The 17,551-nt window shown below is 72.1% G+C and carries 16 protein-coding genes, 1 tRNA gene and 2 pseudogenes; 9 read left to right on the forward strand and 10 right to left on the reverse strand.

The genetic code is table 11. The features are described 5' to 3' along the window. The 6 genes and pseudogenes from Tfont_RS14755 to Tfont_RS08460 form a co-directional block, all read left to right on the forward strand. Nucleotides 1-267 (forward strand): annotated as a pseudogene (locus Tfont_RS14755) (hypothetical protein); the annotation flags it as partial. Between the two features lie 43 nt (nt 268-310). After that, nucleotides 311-1,753 (forward strand): M16 family metallopeptidase, encoded by a 1,443-nt coding sequence (locus Tfont_RS08440; protein ID WP_143969101.1) that lies wholly within the window; start codon nt 311-313, stop codon nt 1,751-1,753. Next, nucleotides 1,750-3,090 (forward strand): M16 family metallopeptidase, encoded by a 1,341-nt coding sequence (locus tag Tfont_RS08445; protein ID WP_143969102.1) that lies wholly within the window; start codon nt 1,750-1,752, stop codon nt 3,088-3,090. The genes Tfont_RS08440 and Tfont_RS08445 overlap by 4 nt, the downstream gene beginning before the upstream one ends. After that, the gene (gene rsmD / locus Tfont_RS08450; protein WP_143969103.1) at nt 3,030-3,698 is read left to right on the forward strand and encodes a 16S rRNA (guanine(966)-N(2))-methyltransferase RsmD; all 669 of its coding nucleotides are present in this window, start codon (nt 3,030-3,032) and stop codon (nt 3,696-3,698) included. The genes Tfont_RS08445 and rsmD overlap by 61 nt, the downstream gene beginning before the upstream one ends. Continuing rightward, the gene (gene coaD / locus Tfont_RS08455) at nt 3,695-4,204 is read left to right on the forward strand and encodes a pantetheine-phosphate adenylyltransferase (RefSeq protein ID WP_143969104.1); all 510 of its coding nucleotides are present in this window, start codon (nt 3,695-3,697) and stop codon (nt 4,202-4,204) included. Before rsmD ends, coaD begins: the two co-directional genes overlap by 4 nt. A gap of 38 nt (nt 4,205-4,242) precedes the next feature. Beyond that, nucleotides 4,243-4,527 (forward strand): YfhL family 4Fe-4S dicluster ferredoxin, encoded by a 285-nt coding sequence (locus Tfont_RS08460; protein WP_143969105.1) that lies wholly within the window; start codon nt 4,243-4,245, stop codon nt 4,525-4,527. Here the strand turns inward: Tfont_RS08460 and pth are convergent. The 7 genes from pth to Tfont_RS08495 form a co-directional block, all read right to left on the reverse strand. Continuing rightward, entirely contained in the window at nt 4,524-5,132 is a 609-nt protein-coding gene (pth, locus tag Tfont_RS08465; RefSeq protein ID WP_068610376.1) for an aminoacyl-tRNA hydrolase, read from the reverse strand. The genes Tfont_RS08460 and pth overlap by 4 nt on opposite strands. A 137-nt stretch (nt 5,133-5,269) precedes the next feature. Continuing rightward, on the reverse strand, nt 5,270-5,896 hold the full coding sequence (locus tag Tfont_RS08470; RefSeq protein ID WP_068610374.1) for a 50S ribosomal protein L25/general stress protein Ctc: 627 nt from the start codon (nt 5,894-5,896) through the stop codon (nt 5,270-5,272). A 149-nt stretch (nt 5,897-6,045) separates the two neighbouring features. Further along, nucleotides 6,046-7,032, reverse strand: coding sequence for a ribose-phosphate pyrophosphokinase (locus tag Tfont_RS08475; protein WP_068610373.1), 987 nt, complete (start codon nt 7,030-7,032; stop codon nt 6,046-6,048). A 26-nt stretch (nt 7,033-7,058) separates the two neighbouring features. Beyond that, nucleotides 7,059-7,135: transfer RNA gene (locus Tfont_RS08480), tRNA-Gln, on the reverse strand. Nucleotides 7,136-7,199: 64 nt separating this feature from the next. Next, a complete protein-coding gene (locus Tfont_RS08485; RefSeq protein WP_143969106.1) occupies nt 7,200-8,096 on the reverse strand; it encodes a 4-(cytidine 5'-diphospho)-2-C-methyl-D-erythritol kinase in 897 nt (298 codons plus the stop codon). Between the two features lie 3 nt (nt 8,097-8,099). Further along, nucleotides 8,100-8,594 (reverse strand): outer membrane lipoprotein LolB, encoded by a 495-nt coding sequence (locus tag Tfont_RS08490; RefSeq protein WP_143969107.1) that lies wholly within the window; start codon nt 8,592-8,594, stop codon nt 8,100-8,102. Next, complete coding sequence (locus Tfont_RS08495; RefSeq protein WP_143969108.1) at nt 8,591-10,024, reverse strand: tetratricopeptide repeat protein; 1,434 nt, start codon at nt 10,022-10,024, stop codon at nt 8,591-8,593. The genes Tfont_RS08490 and Tfont_RS08495 overlap by 4 nt, the downstream gene beginning before the upstream one ends. Nucleotides 10,025-10,099: 75 nt before the next feature. Here Tfont_RS08495 and mutM point away from each other — a divergent pair, with 75 nt between their 5' ends. The 3 genes from mutM to mutY all read left to right on the forward strand — a co-directional run bounded on the left by mutM (nt 10,100) and on the right by mutY (nt 14,126). Then, nucleotides 10,100-10,912, forward strand: a complete 813-nt coding sequence (mutM, locus tag Tfont_RS08500; RefSeq protein WP_143969109.1) for a bifunctional DNA-formamidopyrimidine glycosylase/DNA-(apurinic or apyrimidinic site) lyase — start codon at nt 10,100-10,102, stop codon at nt 10,910-10,912. A 95-nt stretch (nt 10,913-11,007) separates the two neighbouring features. Continuing rightward, a complete protein-coding gene (locus Tfont_RS08505) occupies nt 11,008-13,002 on the forward strand; it encodes a dynamin family protein (protein WP_143969110.1) in 1,995 nt (664 codons plus the stop codon). Next, nucleotides 12,999-14,126 (forward strand): A/G-specific adenine glycosylase, encoded by a 1,128-nt coding sequence (gene mutY / locus Tfont_RS08510; protein ID WP_143969111.1) that lies wholly within the window; start codon nt 12,999-13,001, stop codon nt 14,124-14,126. Before Tfont_RS08505 ends, mutY begins: the two co-directional genes overlap by 4 nt. Here mutY and rapZ read toward each other — a convergent pair. The 3 genes and pseudogenes from rapZ to Tfont_RS08525 form a co-directional block, all read right to left on the reverse strand. Next, a pseudogene (gene rapZ / locus Tfont_RS08515) lies at nt 14,111-14,974 on the reverse strand (RNase adapter RapZ); the annotation flags it as partial. The gene mutY and the pseudogene rapZ sit on opposite strands and share 16 nt — an antisense overlap. Next, a complete protein-coding gene (recN, locus tag Tfont_RS08520; RefSeq protein WP_143969113.1) occupies nt 14,971-16,617 on the reverse strand; it encodes a DNA repair protein RecN in 1,647 nt (548 codons plus the stop codon). The gene recN and the pseudogene rapZ, both read right to left, overlap by 4 nt. Further along, the gene (locus tag Tfont_RS08525; protein ID WP_143969114.1) at nt 16,614-17,546 is read right to left on the reverse strand and encodes an NAD kinase; all 933 of its coding nucleotides are present in this window, start codon (nt 17,544-17,546) and stop codon (nt 16,614-16,616) included. Before Tfont_RS08525 ends, recN begins: the two co-directional genes overlap by 4 nt. Nucleotides 17,547-17,551: the final 5 nt, after the last annotated feature.

Raw genomic sequence — 17,551 nt, forward strand, 5'->3', positions numbered from 1 at the left:
GCCCAGCCCGACGGCCCGACCGTGTGGATGGTGGCCGGCGTCAACGGCGCGGGCAAGACCACCACCATCGGCAAGCTGACCTGGCACCTGGCCCACCACGGTGCGACCGTCCTGCTGGCGGCGGCGTCATGGCCGCGGGTTCGCCTGCTGGCTCGGCCGATGGTTCGGCCGATGCTTCGGCAGCCACGGCGGCCGGCGGGGGGGCGGGCTCCGGCGCGGCAGAGGGCGCGGGCTCCTCCTCGCGGCTGCCGAAGAACTTTTTCTTGAGAAAGCTGAACATAGGGATGCTGCCTAGAATCGACGACATTCTATGAAAGCGTATCTTTCGATCGATCGCGCCCGCCTTGGGTGCACCGTGCGCTGCGTGCGCGCCGTCTGGCGGCGGCTGGGGGCTGTCTGCGCCGCGCTGTGGGTGGCGGGCGCGCTGGCGTCGGCGGTGCAGGCCGCCACCCCGGCGGCGACGGCGGCGTCGCGCGCGCAGACCTTTCAACTGGCCAATGGCATGACCGTCATCGTGCAGCCCGACCGGCGCTCGCCCACGGCGGTGCAGATGCTGTGGCTGCGGGTCGGGGCCGTGGACGAGACGGACCGCGAATCGGGCGTGGCCCATGTGCTCGAGCACATGATGTTCAAGGGCACCCCCACCGTGCCGGAGGGCGAGTTCTCGCGCCGCATCGCGGCGCTGGGCGGGCAGGAGAATGCCTTCACCTCGCGCGACATGACGGCCTACCATGTGCAGTTGCCCGCCGAGCGGCTGCCCGAGGCGATGCGTCTGGAAGCCGACCGCTTTGCCCACAACACCTGGAGCGATGACGCCTTTTTGCGCGAGCGGGCGGTGATCCAGGAAGAGCGCCGCCAGCGCATCGAGGACGAGCCGCAGTCCCAGCTGTACGAACAGTTCATGGCCATGGCGTGGACCGTTCACCCCTACCGCCGCCCCGTCATCGGCTGGATGGGCCGCTTGCAGACCCTGGAGCCCGAGACGGTGCGCGACTTTTACCGCCGCTGGTATGTGCCGGCCAACGCCGCCCTCGTGGTCGTGGGCGATGTGGACCCCGAGCAGGTGCGGCAGTGGGCGCAGGACACCTTTGGGCGGCTGCCGGCGCGCGCCGTGCCGCCCCGGCAGACCGACGCCGAGCCCGCCCAGCGCGGTCCGCGCCGGCTGGAGTGGCGTGGTCGCACCCAGCAGCCCACCGTGCTGATGGGCTGGCGCGTGCCGCGCCTGTCCCACCCGGACGCCGACGATGCCGACGCGCGCGATGCGCTGGCCTTGGTGCTGCTTGCCGGGGCGCTGGACGGGCACAGCGCCGCGCGCTTGGAGCGTGCCCTGGTGCAAGGGCAGGGGGGTGAGCGGCTGGCCGATTCGGTCGGTGCGTCCTACGGGCTGGCCGGGCGCGGGCCGGAGCTGTTTTTGCTCAGCGCGACGCCCCGGGCAGGGGTGGCCGTGGAAGCGGTGGAGGCCACCCTCAAAGCCGAGATCGGGCGCATCGCCCGCGAGGGCGTCACGCCCGCGGAGCTGCAGCGCATCAAAAACCAGTGGATGGCCAGCGAGGTGTACAAGCTGGACTCCACGTTTGCCCAGGCGCGCGAGCTGGGTATGCACTGGGTGCTGGGCTGGCCGCTGGACGCGGGCGCCCGGCTGCTGGAGCGGCTGCAGGCCGTCAGCGCCGAAGATGTGCAGCGCGTCGCCCGGCGCTACTTTCAGGACGACCAGCTCACCGTCGGCGTGCTGCGGCCGGAGGGCGGATCATGAGGCGCGCGCTGGCCGCCCTGCGGGGGCTGATCGTGGGGCTGGCGGTGTGCCTGTCGCTGCCGGTGCTGGCGGCGCTGCCCATCGAGCACTGGACCCTGCCCAATGGCGCGCGGGTCTATTGGGTGCGCAGCGACGCCCTGCCCATGCTGGATGTGCGCCTCGAGGCCGATGGGGGCAGCCGCCGCGATCCGGCCGGCCAAGCCGGCTTGGCCGCGGCGACGGCCCTGATGCTGGGGCGGGGCATCGAAGCCCGCGACGGTCAGCCGGCGTTGGACGAGAACGCCCTGACCGAGGCTTGGGCCGACCTGGGGGCGCAGTGGAGCGCCGTGGCCACGCTGGATCGCTTCAGCGTGTCGCTGCGCACGCTCACCCGGCCGGATCTGCTGGAGCGGGCCGTGGCGTTGGCGGCCCGCCAACTGGCCGCCCCGGCCTTCGATGCCGCGGTCTGGGCGCGGGAGCGCGATCGCCTGGTCGCCGCCTGGCGCGAGGCGCAGGCCCAACCCGATACCCTGGCGCGCCTGCGCTATGCCGAGGCGGTCTACCGGGGGCACCCGTACGGGGTGGACGCCACCCCCGACACCTGGGCCGCCATCGACCGGGCGGCGCTGCAGGACTTTTATCGCCGCCACACCCGTGCCTGCGACGCGCGCGTCACGCTGGTCGGGCCGATCGGCCGTGAGCAGGCCGAGTCGATCGCCAACCGCCTGTTGGCCGGGTGGGCCGCGCACGGCTGTGCGCCACTGCCCGCCGTGCCCGAGGTCGCGCCGCTGGAGCGTGCGCAAGACCTGCGCCTGCCGTTCCCGGGGGCGGCGCAGGCACAGATCCTGATCGGGCGGCCGGGGATCGCCCGCCGGGATCCCGACTACCTGCCGCTGCTGCTGGCCAACCACATCTTCGGCGGGGGCGGGTTCACCTCCCGGCTGATGCGCGAGATCCGCGAGCAGCGCGGCCTGACCTACGGTGTCTACAGCCACTTTCTGGCCGGCCGGCATGCCGGGGCCTTTACCGTGATGCTGCAGACGCGCCCGGACCAGGCCGATCTGGCCGTCTCCCTGGTGCGGGAATCGCTGCGCCGCTTCACCGCCGAGGGGCCGACGGACGACGAAATCGCGGCGGCCAAAACATCGCTGATCCAGGGCTTTGCCCTGCGCTTGGACAGCAACCGCAAGGTGCTCGATCAGGTGGCGGCGCTGGCCTGGTCGGATCTTCCGCTGGACGAGCTGGACACCTGGACCGCGCGGCTGGCGGCGATCGACCGGGACACCCTGATGCGCGCATGGCGCCGCGTGATCGACCCCGAACGGCTGGTGACCGTCGTGGTCGGGGGCCAGCCGTGACGGCGCGCCCCCGGGGGCCGGCGCCCAGCGGCGAGGTGCGCATCATTGGGGGACGCTGGCGGCGCTCGCGCCTGCCGGTCGGACAGGCGCCGGGGTTGCGCCCCACCCCCGACCGCGTGCGCGAGACGCTGTTCAACTGGCTGGGGCAAGACCTGACGGGCTGCCGCTGCGTCGATGCGTTTGCCGGCAGCGGCGCGCTGGGGTTCGAGGCCGCCTCGCGCGGCGCGGCCGAGGTGGTGCTGATCGAGCGCGTCCCCGCCTTGCTGGCCGCGCTGCGGGCGAACGCGGCGCGGCTTGGGGCGCAGGGGGTGCGCATCGTGGGCGGCGACGCGCTGGCCGCGCTGGCGGCTTTGCCCGCCGGGGTCTGGGACGTGGTGTTTCTGGACCCCCCCTTCGACGATGCCCGCCATGGCGGCGAGCGCGTGTATGCCGCGGCGCTGCAGGCGGCCGCGCGGCTGTTGCGCCCAGGGGGGCTGGTGTATCTGGAAGCCCCGCGCGCCTGGGCGCCGGATGAGGTGGCGGCGCTGGGCTGGCACTTGCACCGCCACCTGCGGGCCGGGGCCGTGCACGCCCACCTGCTGCAGGCGGCGGATAATCCGGCCCCATGAACGCCCCAACCCCTGTGCTGCGCACCGCCGTCTACAGCGGCACCTTCGACCCCATCACCCTGGGTCACGAGGATGTGATCCGCCGCGCGGCCGGCCTGTTCGACCGGCTGATTGTCGCGGTGGCGGTCGCCCACCACAAAAAAACCCTGTTTCCGCTGGCGGACCGGCTGGCGATGGTGGCCGATGCCCTGGCCGATTGCCCCGGCGTGCAGGTGCTGCCGTTCGAGGGGCTGATCATGGATTTTTGCCGGGAGCACGGGGCGGTGGCCGTGGTGCGCGGCATCCGCAACGTCACCGACTTCGATTACGAGGCGCAGATGGCCGCCATGAACGCCAAGCTCTTGCCCACGGTGCAGACGGTGTTTTTGCTGCCGCAGCCGCCGGTGCAGTGCATTTCCAGTACCCTCGTGCGCGAAATCGCCAAGCTGGGCGGGGATGTGGCGCAGATGGTCAACCCGGGCGTGGCGCAGCGGCTGGCTGCCGCACTGCCGGCGCCCCAGCGCTGACCCCGCCCGCTCCGACAGGCTGCCCAAGGGACCCGACCATGGCCTTGATGATCACCGACGAGTGCATCAACTGCGACGTCTGCGAGCCCGAATGCCCCAACCAGGCCATCTCGATGGGGGAGGACCACTACGTCATCGATCCGGGGCGCTGCACGGAATGCGTCGGCCACTTCGACGAGCCCCAATGTGTGCAGGTCTGTCCGGTCAGTTGCATTCCGGTCAACCCGGATCATGCCGAGGACCGCGAGACGTTGTGGCAAAAATACCGGCGGCTGCAGGCCGCCAAGGCAGCGCCGGGCGCCCAGCGGGTGTCCGCGGCCTAAACCGTGTCAGGGCGCGGCGGCTTGGGCCGCGGCGGCTGGCTGGTGTGGATGGCGGCGGTCGCCTTTGCAGTCTCGCCGGCCAGCAGCAGCGGCAGGGCCCGCGCGGCACGCTCCACCGCCTGATCGATGGCCAGGCGCTGGTCCGCCGGCGGCTTGCGCAGCACCCAGTGGGCGACTTCGGCCTTCACGCCCGGGTGGCCGATGCCCAGGCGCAGCCGCCAGTAGTCGGCGCTGCCCAATTGCGCATGGATGTCGCGCAGGCCGTTGTGGCCGGCGTGGCCGCCGCCGTGTTTGAGCCGGGCGTCCCCCGGTGGCAGGTCCAGTTCGTCGTGCGCGACCAGGATCTCGCCCGGGGCGATCTTGAAAAACCGCGCCAGCGCGGCGACGGACTGGCCCGAGCGGTTCATGTAGGTGGTGGGCTTGAGCAGCCACAGCGGGTGGCCGTCCACGGTGGTGCGGCCGGCCAGGCCGAAATAGGCGCGCTCCGGGTGCAGGGTCACCCGCAGGTCCTGCGCGACACGGTCGATCCACCACCAGCCGGCGTTGTGACGCGTGTCCTCGTACTCCGGTCCGGGGTTGCCCAGACCCACCAGCAGCTTGAACATCGTTGCGTGCCCTCGTGTGCGGGGTGGCGATCATGGCACCAAAACCGAAGGCCCGCGCGGTGCGGGCCTCGGTGGGGCGGCCGCCGTCGGCAGCCGCTGGGGGGCGGCGAGTGGGGCCGGGGTGCGGCCCCGGGGCCTCACTTCTTGCCCTTCTTGCCCTTCTTGTCGTCGGCCGCGGCGGCGGTGGGCGCCGTCACGACTTCTTCCACCGGCTCGACGACGGTGGCGATGGTCGGGTTGGGCTTGCCATGGGTGACGATCTTGATGCCCGCGGCCAGCTTCAGGTCGTTGGCGTGCAGGCTCTGGCCCTTGTGCAGGTTGCCCAGGTCGACCTCGATGAAGTCGGGCAGCTGGGTGGCCAGGCACTCGATCTCCAGCTCGGTGACGACGTGGTTGATCAGGCACTTGTCGGCCTTGACCGCCGGGCTGTTGTCGGCGTTGACGAAGTGCAGCGGCACCTTCTTGCGCAGGCGGGTGTTCTCGTCCACGCGCTGGAAGTCCACATGCAGCACTTGCGGCTTGTAGGGGTGGTATTGCACGTCGCGCAGAACGACCTTGGTGACCTGGCCGCCGAGTTCCATCTCCAGCACGGAGGAGTGGAAGGCCTCTTTCTGGATGGCCTGCCACAGGGCGTTGTGGTCCAGCTCGATGGCTTGCGGGGCGGCGTTGCCGCCATAGACGATGCCGGGCGTCTTGCCGGTGTTGCGCAGGCGGCGGCTCGCACCCGTGCCCTGCGTCTGGCGCTCGAAAGCGGTGAATTTCATGCTCTGACTCCAATCTGGGGGCGGCCGCGACCAGCGCGCCCCGTTCTCACGACAATGCCACCCGGGCGGGTGGCGCGAAATCCGGTGCCCCGATCACCCATCGGGCGGGGCGCCGGCATGCCCTGTGGGCTGGCGCGGGAAAGCCCCGCTCAGCCCTGGTTTTCCGATTCGGCGAACAGGCTCATCACCGACTCGCCATTGGCGATGCGGGCGATGGTTTCGGCGAACAGCGGGGCCACGGTGAGCTGGCGGATCTTGCCGCAGGCGCGGGCCGCCTCGCTCAGCGGGATGGTGTTGGTGACCACCAGTTCGTCCAGCGCATCGCCCTTGGCGACGCGCTCCACGGCCGGGCCGGACAGGATGGGGTGCGTCACGTAGGCAAACACCTTTTCGGCCCCGCGCTCCTTGAGCACCTCGGCCGCCTTGACCAGCGTGCCCGCGGTGTCCACCATGTCGTCCATGATCACGCAGTGGCGGCCCTCGATGTCGCCGATGACGTGCATGACCTCGGACACATTGGGCTTGGGGCGGCGCTTGTCGATGATGGCCATGTCGCAGTCGAGCTGCTTGGCCAGCGCGCGCGCGCGCACCACACCGCCGACGTCCGGCGAGACGACGAGCAGGTTGGGGTAGTTCTTCTGCCGCAGATCGCCCAGCAGGACCGGCGAGGCGTAGATGTTGTCGACCGGGATGTCGAAAAAGCCCTGGATCTGGTCGGCGTGCAGGTCCATGGTCAGCACGCGCTCGACGCCGACCACCTGCAGCATGTTGGCCACGACCTTGGCGCTGATGGGCACGCGGCTGGAGCGCGGGCGGCGGTCCTGGCGCGCATAGCCAAAGTACGGGATCACCGCCGAGATGCGCGCGGCCGACGCGCGTTTGAGCGCATCGACCATGATGACGAGTTCCATCAGGTTCTCGTTGGTCGGCGCGCAGGTGGGCTGGATGACGAAGATGTCGCGGGCGCGGACGTTTTGCCCGATTTCGACCGTCACCTCGCCATCGGAGAAGCGGCCGACGTGGGCCGCCCCCAGGCTGGTGCCCAGATGGCGGGCGATTTCAGCGGCCAGTGCCGGGTTGGCATTGCCGGTGAAGAGCATGAAATCCGGGGCGTGCGCTGGCGTCGAGCGTTCCATGGTGTTACCGGCACTGGGAAGGAATTTGGCAGGGGAGGAAGGATTCGAACCCTCGCATGTCGGAATCAAAATCCGATGCCTTAACCAACTTGGCGACTCCCCTACACAGGTTCACCGCTGACGCGATGCACCGTATGCAGCGTTGCTGGCGTCTGCAGCAACAAGACTCATATTATAGCGTCTTTTTGCCACCCAACCAGCGGGTGTTCCGGCAAACCGTGGCAGATCCGCATCTGCCAGCCGTTCGGCCAGTCCGCCGTTTGCACGGCGGCCGCTTCGGCGTCGCCGGGCAGCACCGCGAACACGGCACTGCCCGAGCCGGTCATGCGGGGCTGCAGTCCCAGACGGGTCAGCCGCTCGAGGGCTGCGGCGACGTCGGGGCACAGGCGCATGGCCACGGGTTGCAGGTCGTTGCGGCCCCACGGTCGAATGGGATCGGCAGCGATGCCGGCAACGAAGTCGCGCATTATAGCCAATGGCGTGGCCCGCTCCAGGTCGCTGGCGGTATAAATCGCGGCGGTCGCGGTGCCCGCGGCCGGCTTGACGATCGCATAGCGGGCTGTGGGCAGGTCCACGGGCGTGAGCCGGTCCCCGATGCCTTCGACCCAGGCGTTGCGCCCCCCCAGAAAAAACGGCACGTCGGCCCCCAGTCGGGTGCCCAGGCGGATCAGCGCGTCGCGCGGCCAGTCCAGCCCCCACAGGCGGTTGAGGGCCATCAGGGTGCTGGCCGCGTCGCTGGATCCGCCGCCCAAGCCGGCCTGCTGCGGGATGCGCTTGTCCAGCACGATGTGCGCGCCCAGGGAGCAGCCGCTGGCCGCCTGCAGGGCGCGCGCGGCGCGCAGGCACAGGTCGTCCTCGGGCAGGGGGGGCGAGGCGTCGCCGGCGGGGCGCAGGTCTTCGCGCGACAGGCGGCCATCGCGCCGCGTCTCCAGGTGCAGCGTATCGGCCCAATCCACCAGCCGAAAGACCGATTGCAGCTCGTGGTAGCCGTCGGCGCGGCGGCCCGTGACGTGCAGAAACAGATTGATCTTGGCGGGGGCGGGAACGTCGAGCAGTCGTTGCATGGATCAGGGTTGCCAGAGCAGGCGCAGATCGGCGGCGGGCGGTGGGGTGGCGCGGCGCGCGCGCAGGCGGCCTTGCGGCTGCTCCGTCAGGTCCACCTCCCAGCCGGGGACGTCCTGGGCCGTGCCGCCAAGCCAGGCAAACAGGGCCGCGACGGGCAGCGGCGCGCCGGTCAAGTCGGCGGTCAGGGTCTCCAGGCTGTCGTAACGGCGAGGGGGGGCAGCGCCGCGGTCCAGCCAGGCGCCTGCGCCGTCCCAGCGGATCGTGGCCACGGTTTGCCCCAGGGGGGTGTACAGGCGCAGCACGCCTTGGGCGGGCGTGCCGTCCAGCTCGAAGCTGGCGCTCCAGCGCTGGGGGGGCTCCGTCGCCAGGGTGAGGGCGAGCCGCCCGCTCCATGCCGCGGGCGTCGGCGCGGGCGGCGTGGCGCATCCGGCGAGCAGCACCCCGGCGACGAGCGCGAGCGCCACCGCCCGCCGCCGGGTCCCGCTGCGCGGCCTCACGGCTCGACACCGAGGCGCCGCAGCGTCTCGGTGAGCGTTCGGTTGCGGCGGTCGAGTTCGAGCCCCTGGCGCCAGACCGCGCGGGCCAAATCGGACTCGCCCAGCACCCAGAGCACTTCGCCCAGATGGGCGGCGATTTCGGCATCGGGGCGGCGTTGCAGCGCGTCGGCGAGTAGCCGGCGCGCTTCGCTCAGGTTGCCCAGGCGAAACTCCACCCAGCCCAGGCTGTCGATGATGTAGGCATCGTCCGGGGCGCGGCGCAAGGCTTCCTGGATCAGCGCCTTGGCCTCGGGCAGGCGCTCGCCCCGGTCGGCCAGCGCGTAGCCCAGGGCGTTGTAGGCGTGGGGGTCGTCCGGCTGGCGCTGGATCAGCTCGCGCAGCAGGCGCTCCATCTCGGCCAGCCGCCCCAGCCGCTCGGCGGCCATGGCCTGCTCGTACATCAGATCGGTGTCGGCCGGGGCCGTCTGCAGCGCCTGGTTCAGGAGGTCGTAGGCCTCCTGCGCATGGTCGTGGTCGCGCAGCAGGCGGGCTTCGGCCACGCGCAGGCGGCGCTGGCCCTCGGCATCCAGAGGCGGTGCCGGCTGCAGCAGGGCGCGGCCTTCGGGCAGCCGGCCACGCTCCGCCAGCGCCCGGGCGTAGGCGATGCGCACGGCGGGGTCGGCGTCCGGCGCGTCCCGCGTGGCCAGCAGATGGCGCTGAAGGAGGGATTCGGCATCGGCCGGCCAGGCGTCCAGCAGCTCCAGCGCCAGCAGCGCCGCGGGCGCGGAGCGGGGATCGGCGCGCACCGCCTGGCGTGCGGACTGCAGGGCGTCGGCGTCCTGTCCGGCCTGGCGCTGCACGCGCCCGAGTGCCGCCCAGGCCGCGGCAGCGGTGTCTGGGGCCCGCAGGGAGGGCTCGAGCGCCACGCGGGCGGCGGCCACGGCTTCGGTTTTGTCCGTGGCGCGGGCCAGCGCCGTGGGCACCAGCGCAATCAGCCCGGGCCGGCGCGCGGCGGGGGCGGCGCGGATCCAGTCGCGCAGCAGCGGACCCATGTCGCGCACGCGCTGCAGGCCGATCAGCAGTTGCAGTTCGGTGCGGCGCGCTTCGTCGTCGCTGGGCAGCGCGGCCGACCAGTCCCGCGCGGCGGTCAGCGCGGCCTGCGGGGCGCGGCCTTGCAGGGCGATTTCGATGGCGCGCTGGAACAGCTCCGGTTGGCGCGTGCGCTTGGCCGCATCGAGGATGAGGGAATACGCCGCGCCCGGGTCGGTGCGGCGCTGCAGCTCGCCCAGCAGAAGCTGATAGAACAGCTCGGCGTCGAGCGCCGAGGGTTGCGGGGTCTGGGCCGCGGGCGGGTTCGGCTGGGTGGGGGCCGTCTGCCCCAGCGCTGCCGGGGCGTGCCACAGGCAGCCGAGCAGCCAGGGGGTGACGAGCAGGGGGCGCAGGCGCGGCATGGAGGTTCCGTTACGGGGAATGCCCGATTGATCATAATCCAGCGCGTCCGTTCATGCCCTGGCGCGTCGATTCCCATGCCCGAGTTGCCCGAAGTCGAAGTCACCCGGCTGCGCATCGCCGACCGGCTGGTCGGCGCGCGCATCGAAGCCGTGCGGTTGGGGCAGCCGTTGCGCTGGCCGCTGGGGGTGGCGCCGCAGGCGCTGGTGGGGCGCCAGGTGCGGGCGGTGCGGCGGCGGGGCAAATATCTGCTGCTGGATCTGGACGAGGGCTTGCTGCTGCTGCACCTGGGCATGTCGGGCAGCCTGACGATGGGCGAGGCGCTGCCGCCACCGGGGCGCCACGACCATGTGGATCTGCACACCGATCGCGGCACACTGCGGCTGCACGATCCGCGCCGCTTTGGCGCCGTGGTCCACGCGCGCGGCGAGGACGATGCGGTGGCGCAGCGACTGCTGGGCGACCTGGGGGTGGAGCCGTTGGAGGTCGCCTTCGACCCGATCCGCTTCCACGCCGCGCTGCGCGGCCGGCGCGCCCCGATCAAAACCGTGCTGCTGGCGGGCGACGTCGTGGTCGGGGTCGGCAACATTTATGCGAGCGAGGCGCTCTTTCTGGCGGGCATTCGGCCCACGACGCCGGCCATGCGCCTGAGCCGGCCGCGCGTGGCGCGGTTGCATGCCGCCATACGCCAGGTGTTGCAGCGCGCGCTGGCCGTCGGGGGCAGCACCCTGCGGGACTTTCGCGTCGATGGGCAGGGCGGCTACTTTCAGCTCGAGATGTGGGTGTACGACCGCGCCGGCCAGCCGTGCCGGGTTTGCGGCACGCCGATCCGCCTGATTCGCCAGGGCCAGCGCTCCACCTATTACTGCCCGCGCTGCCAGGCTCGCTGAGCGGCCGCCGCTGAGCGGCGGGCCTGCGCCGGGGGCGCTCGGCGCGGCTGGCGGGGTGTATAGTGGCCCGACCGACGGATCCGCCGCCACCGCTCATGTCGTTTGCCCACGATTTCGACGCCCACAGCGCCTGGCGCCGCGAGCAGGCGCAGCGCTTGCGCACCCTGGCCGATGCGCTGGCGGCGCGCGATCTGCTCGACGCCGGGCTGCACGAGCGGCTGGAGCGCCTGCAGCGCCAGTTGCAGACGGACAAGGTGATGGTGGCCTTCGTCGCGGAGTTTTCGCGCGGCAAGTCGGAGCTCATCAACGCCGTGTTTTTTGCCGGCTACGGGCGCCGCATCATGCCCGCGAGCGCGGGGCGCACGACGATGTGCCCCACCGAGCTGGGCTACGACCCCGAACTGCCGCCTTGCCTGCGCCTGCTGCCCATCGAGACCCGGCTGCAGCCGCAGTCGCTGCTGGAGTGGCGCAGCGCCCCCGAGCGCTGGGAGCGCATCGACCTGGATGTGCAGGACCCGGAGCAGCTCGCGCGCGCCATCGAGAAGGTGGCCGAGGTGCAGCGCGTGCCGGTCGAGCAGGCCCGGGCGCTGGGCTTCTGGCACGACGACAGCCCCGAGGACAACCCGCTGCCCGGGGCCGATGGGCTGGTGGAGGTGCCGCGCTGGCGCCATGCGCTCATCAACATGGCGCATCCGCTGCTCAAGCAGGGGCTGGTGGTGCTGGACACGCCCGGGCTCAACGCCATCGGCGCGGAGCCCGAGCTGACGGTGGGCCTGTTGCCGCTGGCGCAGGCGGTGGTGTTCGTGCTGGCGGCCGATGCGGGGGTGAGCAAGTCGGATCTGGCGATGTGGCGCGAGCATCTGGCGCCTGCGGCCGAGGGCGTGGACGCCCGGCTGGTGGTGCTCAACAAGATCGACGTGTTGTGGGACGGTCTGAGCACGCCAGCCGAGATCGACGCCCAGATCGAACGCCAGCGCGCCACGACGGCACAGGTGTTGGGCGTGGAGCCGGCGCAGGTGATCGCGGTATCGGCGCAGAAAGGCCTGGTGGCCAAGGTGCGCGGGGACGCAGCGCTGCTGGCCGACAGCCGCCTGCCCGATCTGGAGCAGGCGCTGACCGATGCCGTGCTGCAACGCCGGCGCGACGACCTGGGCGGCCGGGTGGACGCGGCCTTGGCCGCCGTGGTGGCGGAGATCGAGCAACGCTGGCGGCTGCGCGAGCGCGAATGGCAGGACCAGATCGACGAGCTGGACGGGCTGCGCGGCAAGAACACGGCGGTGATCGCCCAGATGCGCCGCCGCATCGAGCAGGAGCAGCGCGACTTCGACGCCGGTGGCATGCGCATCCAGGCGCTGCGCAGCGTGCACCTGAAGCTGCTGCGCGAGCTGTTTGGTTTGCTGGGCAGCCAGTCGCTGCAAGCCGGGGTGGCGTCGCTGGCCGCGGCGTTGCGCCAGCCGGGGGTCAAGCTGGGCATCCGGCGCACCTACACGGACGCTTTTGCCCGCCTGCACGCCACGCTGGACGAGGCGCGGCGCAAGGCGGACGAGGTGCAGGCCATGCTGCAGGCGTCGTTCCGCAGCCTGAACGCCGAGTATGGCTTTGCCCTGCAACTGCCCGGCGGGCTGGATCTGTCGCCCTTTGCGGCCGAGCTGCGCGACATCGAACGCAGCCACCTGCAGTACCTGGGGCTGACGAATGTGCTGCGGCTGGCCCAGGCGGAGTATGCGGACCGGCTGGCCAAGGCCGTCGTGGGGCGGCTGAAGGCGGTGTTCGATGCCGCGAGCGCCGAGGTGGAATCGTGGAACAAGGCGGCCGCGGCGCAGCTCGACGCGCAGTTGCGCGAACGGCGGCGCCATTTTGCCCGCCGGCTGGAGGCCGTGCACCGCATCGAAGCGGCGGCGGGCGGGCTGGACGAGCGCCTGGCCGAGCTGCAGGCCCAGCGCGAGGGCGCGGCGCGGGATGTGGAGGCGTTGCGGCGGTTGCTGGACCGCCCCGACCGTCCGAACCGCCCCGATAGTCCCGATAGCCCCGATAGCTCCCCCCAGTCGGCCCCTGAGCCCGCTGCCCCCGGACATTCCGATCAGCCATGAACACGGGGGTGGCCGACATCCCCGCGGCGGTGCGGGCGGAGTTTTTTGCGCGGGTGGTCGCATGGCAACGGGCGCATGGCCGGCACGACCTGCCCTGGCAGGGCACGCGCGACCCGTACCGGGTCTGGCTGTCCGAGATCATGCTGCAGCAGACGCAAGTGCGCACCGTGCTCGGTTACTACGCGCGGTTTTTGCAGCGTTTTCCCACCGTGCAGGCGTTGGCCGATGCCTCGTTGGACGAGGTGCTGGCCCTGTGGAGCGGGCTGGGCTACTACAGCCGGGCGCGCCATCTGCATGCCTGCGCGCGGGTGGTGGTCGCGCAGTATGGTGGGCGCTTCCCCGCCGGCGCCGAGGCCTTGGCGACCTTGCCCGGCATAGGTGCTTCGACCGCCGCGGCGATTGCGGCGTTTTGCTTTGGTGAACGCCGCTCCATCCTGGATGGCAATGTGCGGCGGGTGTTGTCCCGGGTGCTGGCCGATGCCGGCGACCCGGCCCGCGCGGCCGCGCAACGGGGCCTGTGGGCCGCGGCCCAGGCGCTGGTGCCGCCGGAGGCCGCGCCGGACGACATGGCCGCCTACACCCAGGGGCTGATGGACCTGGGCGCGACCGTCTGCACCCGCAGCCGGCCGCGGTGTGACGCCTGCCCCGTGGCCGCGCTGTGCGCGGGCCGGGCCAGCGGCGACCCCACCGCCTGGCCGCGCCGCGCGCCGCGGGCGGCCCGGCGCACCGAGGCCTGGTGCCTGCCGCTGTACCAGCGGGCGGACGGGGCCTGGTGGCTGCAGCGCCGCCCTCCACGCGGCATCTGGGCAGGGCTGTGGGCGCCGCCCGTGCTGGCCGCGGCGGAGGGGCTTGCCAGCTGGCTGCAGGACCATCCCGGCGTGCGGGCGGACTGGCCCGCGGCGTTTACGCACGCCCTGACGCACCGGGATCTGCGGTTGCAGCCGGTGGTGTGCCGCCTGCCGGGCGGGTCCGACGCCAGCACCGCGCCCTCGGCCCCGGGGGTGGAGCCCGATCAGGGCGCCTGGTGCCCGCCGTCCGAGGCGTTGGCGCTCGGGCTGCCGGCGCCGGTGCGCGTCTGGCTCCAAAACTTGGCGTCGGACAGCCGAATATCCAGCTCCCGGTGACGGCGCTGCACCGACCAGGTCGCGGCGAAGTGGGCGGCCAGCCGCTCCACCAGATAGACCGAGCGGTGCTGGCCACCGGTGCAGCCGATGGCGACCGTGACATAGCTGCGGTGGTCGCGCACCATCCCGGGCAGCCAGTGTTCCAGAAAGGCGGTGATCTGCGCCTGCATGGCGGCGACGTCGGGCTCGGCGTCCAGATAGGCGGCCACCGGGGCGTCCAGCCCCGTCAGCGGGCGCAGTGCCGGTTCGTAATGCGGGTTGGGCAGCATGCGCACATCGAACACATAGTCCGCGTCCATGGGGATGCCACGCTTGAACGCGAACGACTCGAACACCAGGGACAAGGGGGCAGGCGCGCGCAGCAGCAGGGCCTTGACCTCGGTGCGCAACTGGGCGGCCTTGAGCTGGCTCGTGTCGATCACCAGCGCCTCCTCGCGCAGCGCGGCGAGCAGCTCTCGCTCCAGCGCCAGGGCATCGACCAGGGCGCGGCGCTGGTCGGTGCTGCCGCGCACGGACAGCGGGTGCATGCGCCGGGTTTCGGAGTAGCGGCGCACCAGCACGTCGTCCGTCGCGTCGAGGAACAGCACGGTCAATGCGACATCGCTCTGCCGCAGGGCCGCCAGCCGCTGCGGCAGGCCGGGCAGCGACGCCGCGCTGCGCACGTCGATCGCCACCGCCACCCGGTCGACCTGGTGCTCCCGCTCGACATCGATGAACGCCTCCAGCAACTCGGGCGGCAGGTTGTCCACGCAGTAAAAGCCGGAGTCCTCCAGGGCATGCAAGGCGACCGACTTGCCCGAACCGGACATGCCGGTGATCAACACCACGTGCGGGGCGGCGGTCGTCATGCCTGCAACAGCTCCCGGGCGTGGGCCCGCGACGTGTCGGAACCGTGGCCGCCGAGCATGCGCGCCAGCTCCTCGACGCGCGCCTCGCCCTCCAGGGGCGTGACCTGACTGACGGTGGCATCGCCCTGCCGTGCCTTGCTGACTTGCAGGTGGTGGTGTGCGCACGCGGCCACCTGGGGCAGGTGGGTCACGGCCAGCACCTGCCGGTCGGCGCCCAGCCGGCGCATGAGCCGCCCCACCGTGTGGGCGACCGTGCCACCGATCCCGCTGTCCACCTCGTCGAAGATCAGCGTCGGGGCTTCGCCCAATTGGCTGGTCACGACGGCGATGGCCAGCGCGATGCGCGACAGCTCACCGCCGGAGGCCACCTTGCCCACCGGGCGCGGCGTGACCCCGGGGTGGCCTGCGACCAGAAAGTCGACACGCTCCAGCCCCGAGGCTTGCGGCTCGGGCAGCGGCTCCAGGCGGACTTCGAACCGGCCGCCGGCCATGCCCAGGCCTTGCATGGCCTCGGTGATGGCGGCGCTCAGCCGTTCGGCCGCGGGCTGGCGCTGGCGCGAGACGGCCTGCGCCTCGGCCAGAAAGGCCTGCCGCGCGCGCTCCGCCCGGGCGCGCAGGGCGTCCAGATCGGCGGCTTCGTCCAGTGCCCGCAGCCGCGCCTGCCAGTCCTGCCAGCGTTGCGGCAATTCCTGCGGCGGGCAGCGGTGGCGGCGCGCCAGTGCCATCCAGCGCGACAGGCGCTCGTCCAGGGCCGCCAGCGCGGCCGGGTCCAGCTCGGTGCGGTGGGCGTGGTGTTGCAGGTCGTGGCAGGCGTCGTCGATCTGCGCCAGAGCCTGCTGCAGCACATCGGCGATGGCGCCATAGCGCGGCTCGATGTGCTGTTGGTCCCGCAGCGCGTGGATGGCCTGCCCGATCAGCCGCGAGGCGTTGACGTCATCGCCGTCCAGCGCATCGAGGGCGGCCTGCGCGGCGTCGATCAGCGTTTGCGCGTGCGCCAGCCGCGTGTGCTGGCGGTTGAGGTCGTCCCATTCGTCCGCGCCGGGGGCCAGGCGGCCGACCTCGTCCACCTGCCATTGCAGGCGCTCGCGTTCCACCTCGCGGGTAGCCTGGGTGGTCTCGGCCGACTCCAGCGCGGCGACGGCCGCGCGCCACGCCGCCCATGCGGCGCGCAGCGCCGATGTGTCCAGCCGGGCGTAGCGGTCGAGCAGATCGCGCACGGCGTCGGGGCGGGTCAGGCTTTGCCAGGCATGCTGGCCGTGGATGTCCACCAGGTGCTCGCCCAAGGCCCGCAACTGCGCCGCGGTGGCCGGGCTGCCGTTGATCCAGCCCCGGCTGCGGCCCTGCGCATCGACCGTGCGGCGCAGCAGCACGGGCTCGCCCGGCACGGCGTCGAACCCCTGTTCCGCCAACCAGTCTGCGGCGGCGGGCGGGGCGTCGAATTCGCCGGCCACCTCGGCGCGGCTGGCCCCCTCGCGCACCACCTGGGCCTCGGCCCGGCCCCCCAGCAGCAGTTGCAGGGCGTCGATCAGGATGGACTTGCCCGCCCCGGTCTCGCCGGTGAGGGCGGTGAAGCCGGGCCCCAGCTCCACCTCCAGGGCGCGGACGATGACGAAGTCGCGAACCGCCAGCCGCAGCCAGCTCATGCCACCACCCCTTCGTTCCAGTGCAGCTTGCGCCGCAGGGTGTCGAAATAGCTCCAGCCCACCGGGTGCAGCAGCCGCAGCGTGTGGGCCGAGCGGCGCACCGCGATCCGGTCGCCCGGCAGCAGGCTGGTGAAGGTCTGCATGTCGAAGTGGGCGCTCGGCTCGCGTCCGGCCACGACCTCGATGGCGATCTCGCCGTCGCTGGGCAGCACGATGGGGCGGTTGGATAGCGTGTGGGGGGCGATCGGCACCATGACCCATCCGGCGATGGCCGGGTGGATGAGCGGCCCGCCCGCCGACAGGGCATAGGCGGTGGAGCCCGTGGGCGAGGCGATGATCAGCCCGTCGGCGCGCTGGTTGGCGACGAAGTGCCCATCCACCTCCACGCGCAGCTCCACCATGCTGGGGGCGCCGCCCCGGTTGACCACCACGTCGTTCATGGCGATGGTCTGAAACACGCAATCGCCATCGCGCCAGACGCCGGCCTGCATCAGGGCGCGGTGCTCTTCCTCGTAGGCGCCGCGCAGCATCGGGCGCAAAATGTCGGCAAAGCGGTCGAACGGGATGTCGGTGATGAAGCCCAGGCGCCCCTGGTTGATGCCGATGAGCGGCACGCCGCACGGCCCGAGCTGGCGACCGATGCCCAGCATCGTGCCGTCGCCGCCGACCACCAGGGCCAGGTCGCAGTGGGCGCCGATGCCGGCGACGTCCAGCGTCCCGTCGCCCAGCGGCCCCATGTGGTGCGCCGTCTCGCGTTCCAGCGTCACTTCGCAGCCCTGCTCGTGCAGAAAGTGCACGACCCGCTCGAGCGCGTCGCGGCTGCCGCTCGCGTGGTATTTGCCCACCAGCGCCACCCGCCGAAACCGCAGCGGAAGGTCGCGCTCGGCATGCGGCGCGGGCGACGGGGGCAGCACGGGGGGCCGATTCATGCTCA

The sequence above is a fragment of the Tepidimonas fonticaldi genome (assembly GCF_007556755.1).
GTDB lineage: Bacteria > Pseudomonadota > Gammaproteobacteria > Burkholderiales > Burkholderiaceae_C > Tepidimonas > Tepidimonas fonticaldi.

Excerpts from the sequence above, each read along its gene's own strand:
- Tfont_RS08505 (WP_143969110.1), top strand. The coding sequence starts at position 11,008 with ATGTCGTTTGCCCACGATTTCGACGCCCACAGCGCCTGGCGCCGCGAG.
- Tfont_RS08525 (WP_143969114.1), bottom strand. The coding sequence starts at position 17,546 with ATGAATCGGCCCCCCGTGCTGCCCCCGTCGCCCGCGCCGCATGCCGAG.
- Tfont_RS08445 (WP_143969102.1), top strand. The coding sequence starts at position 1,750 with ATGAGGCGCGCGCTGGCCGCCCTGCGGGGGCTGATCGTGGGGCTGGCG.
- pth (WP_068610376.1), bottom strand. The coding sequence starts at position 5,132 with ATGTTCAAGCTGCTGGTGGGTCTGGGCAACCCCGGACCGGAGTACGAG.
- Tfont_RS08495 (WP_143969108.1), bottom strand. The coding sequence starts at position 10,024 with ATGCCGCGCCTGCGCCCCCTGCTCGTCACCCCCTGGCTGCTCGGCTGC.
- rsmD (WP_143969103.1), top strand. The coding sequence starts at position 3,030 with ATGGCGCCGCGTGATCGACCCCGAACGGCTGGTGACCGTCGTGGTCGG.
- coaD (WP_143969104.1), top strand. The coding sequence starts at position 3,695 with ATGAACGCCCCAACCCCTGTGCTGCGCACCGCCGTCTACAGCGGCACC.
- mutM (WP_143969109.1), top strand. The coding sequence starts at position 10,100 with ATGCCCGAGTTGCCCGAAGTCGAAGTCACCCGGCTGCGCATCGCCGAC.
- Tfont_RS08440 (WP_143969101.1), top strand. The coding sequence starts at position 311 with ATGAAAGCGTATCTTTCGATCGATCGCGCCCGCCTTGGGTGCACCGTG.
- Tfont_RS08460 (WP_143969105.1), top strand. The coding sequence starts at position 4,243 with ATGGCCTTGATGATCACCGACGAGTGCATCAACTGCGACGTCTGCGAG.
- Tfont_RS08485 (WP_143969106.1), bottom strand. The coding sequence starts at position 8,096 with ATGCAACGACTGCTCGACGTTCCCGCCCCCGCCAAGATCAATCTGTTT.
- Tfont_RS08475 (WP_068610373.1), bottom strand. The coding sequence starts at position 7,032 with ATGGAACGCTCGACGCCAGCGCACGCCCCGGATTTCATGCTCTTCACC.
- Tfont_RS08470 (WP_068610374.1), bottom strand. The coding sequence starts at position 5,896 with ATGAAATTCACCGCTTTCGAGCGCCAGACGCAGGGCACGGGTGCGAGC.
- recN (WP_143969113.1), bottom strand. The coding sequence starts at position 16,617 with ATGAGCTGGCTGCGGCTGGCGGTTCGCGACTTCGTCATCGTCCGCGCC.
- mutY (WP_143969111.1), top strand. The coding sequence starts at position 12,999 with ATGAACACGGGGGTGGCCGACATCCCCGCGGCGGTGCGGGCGGAGTTT.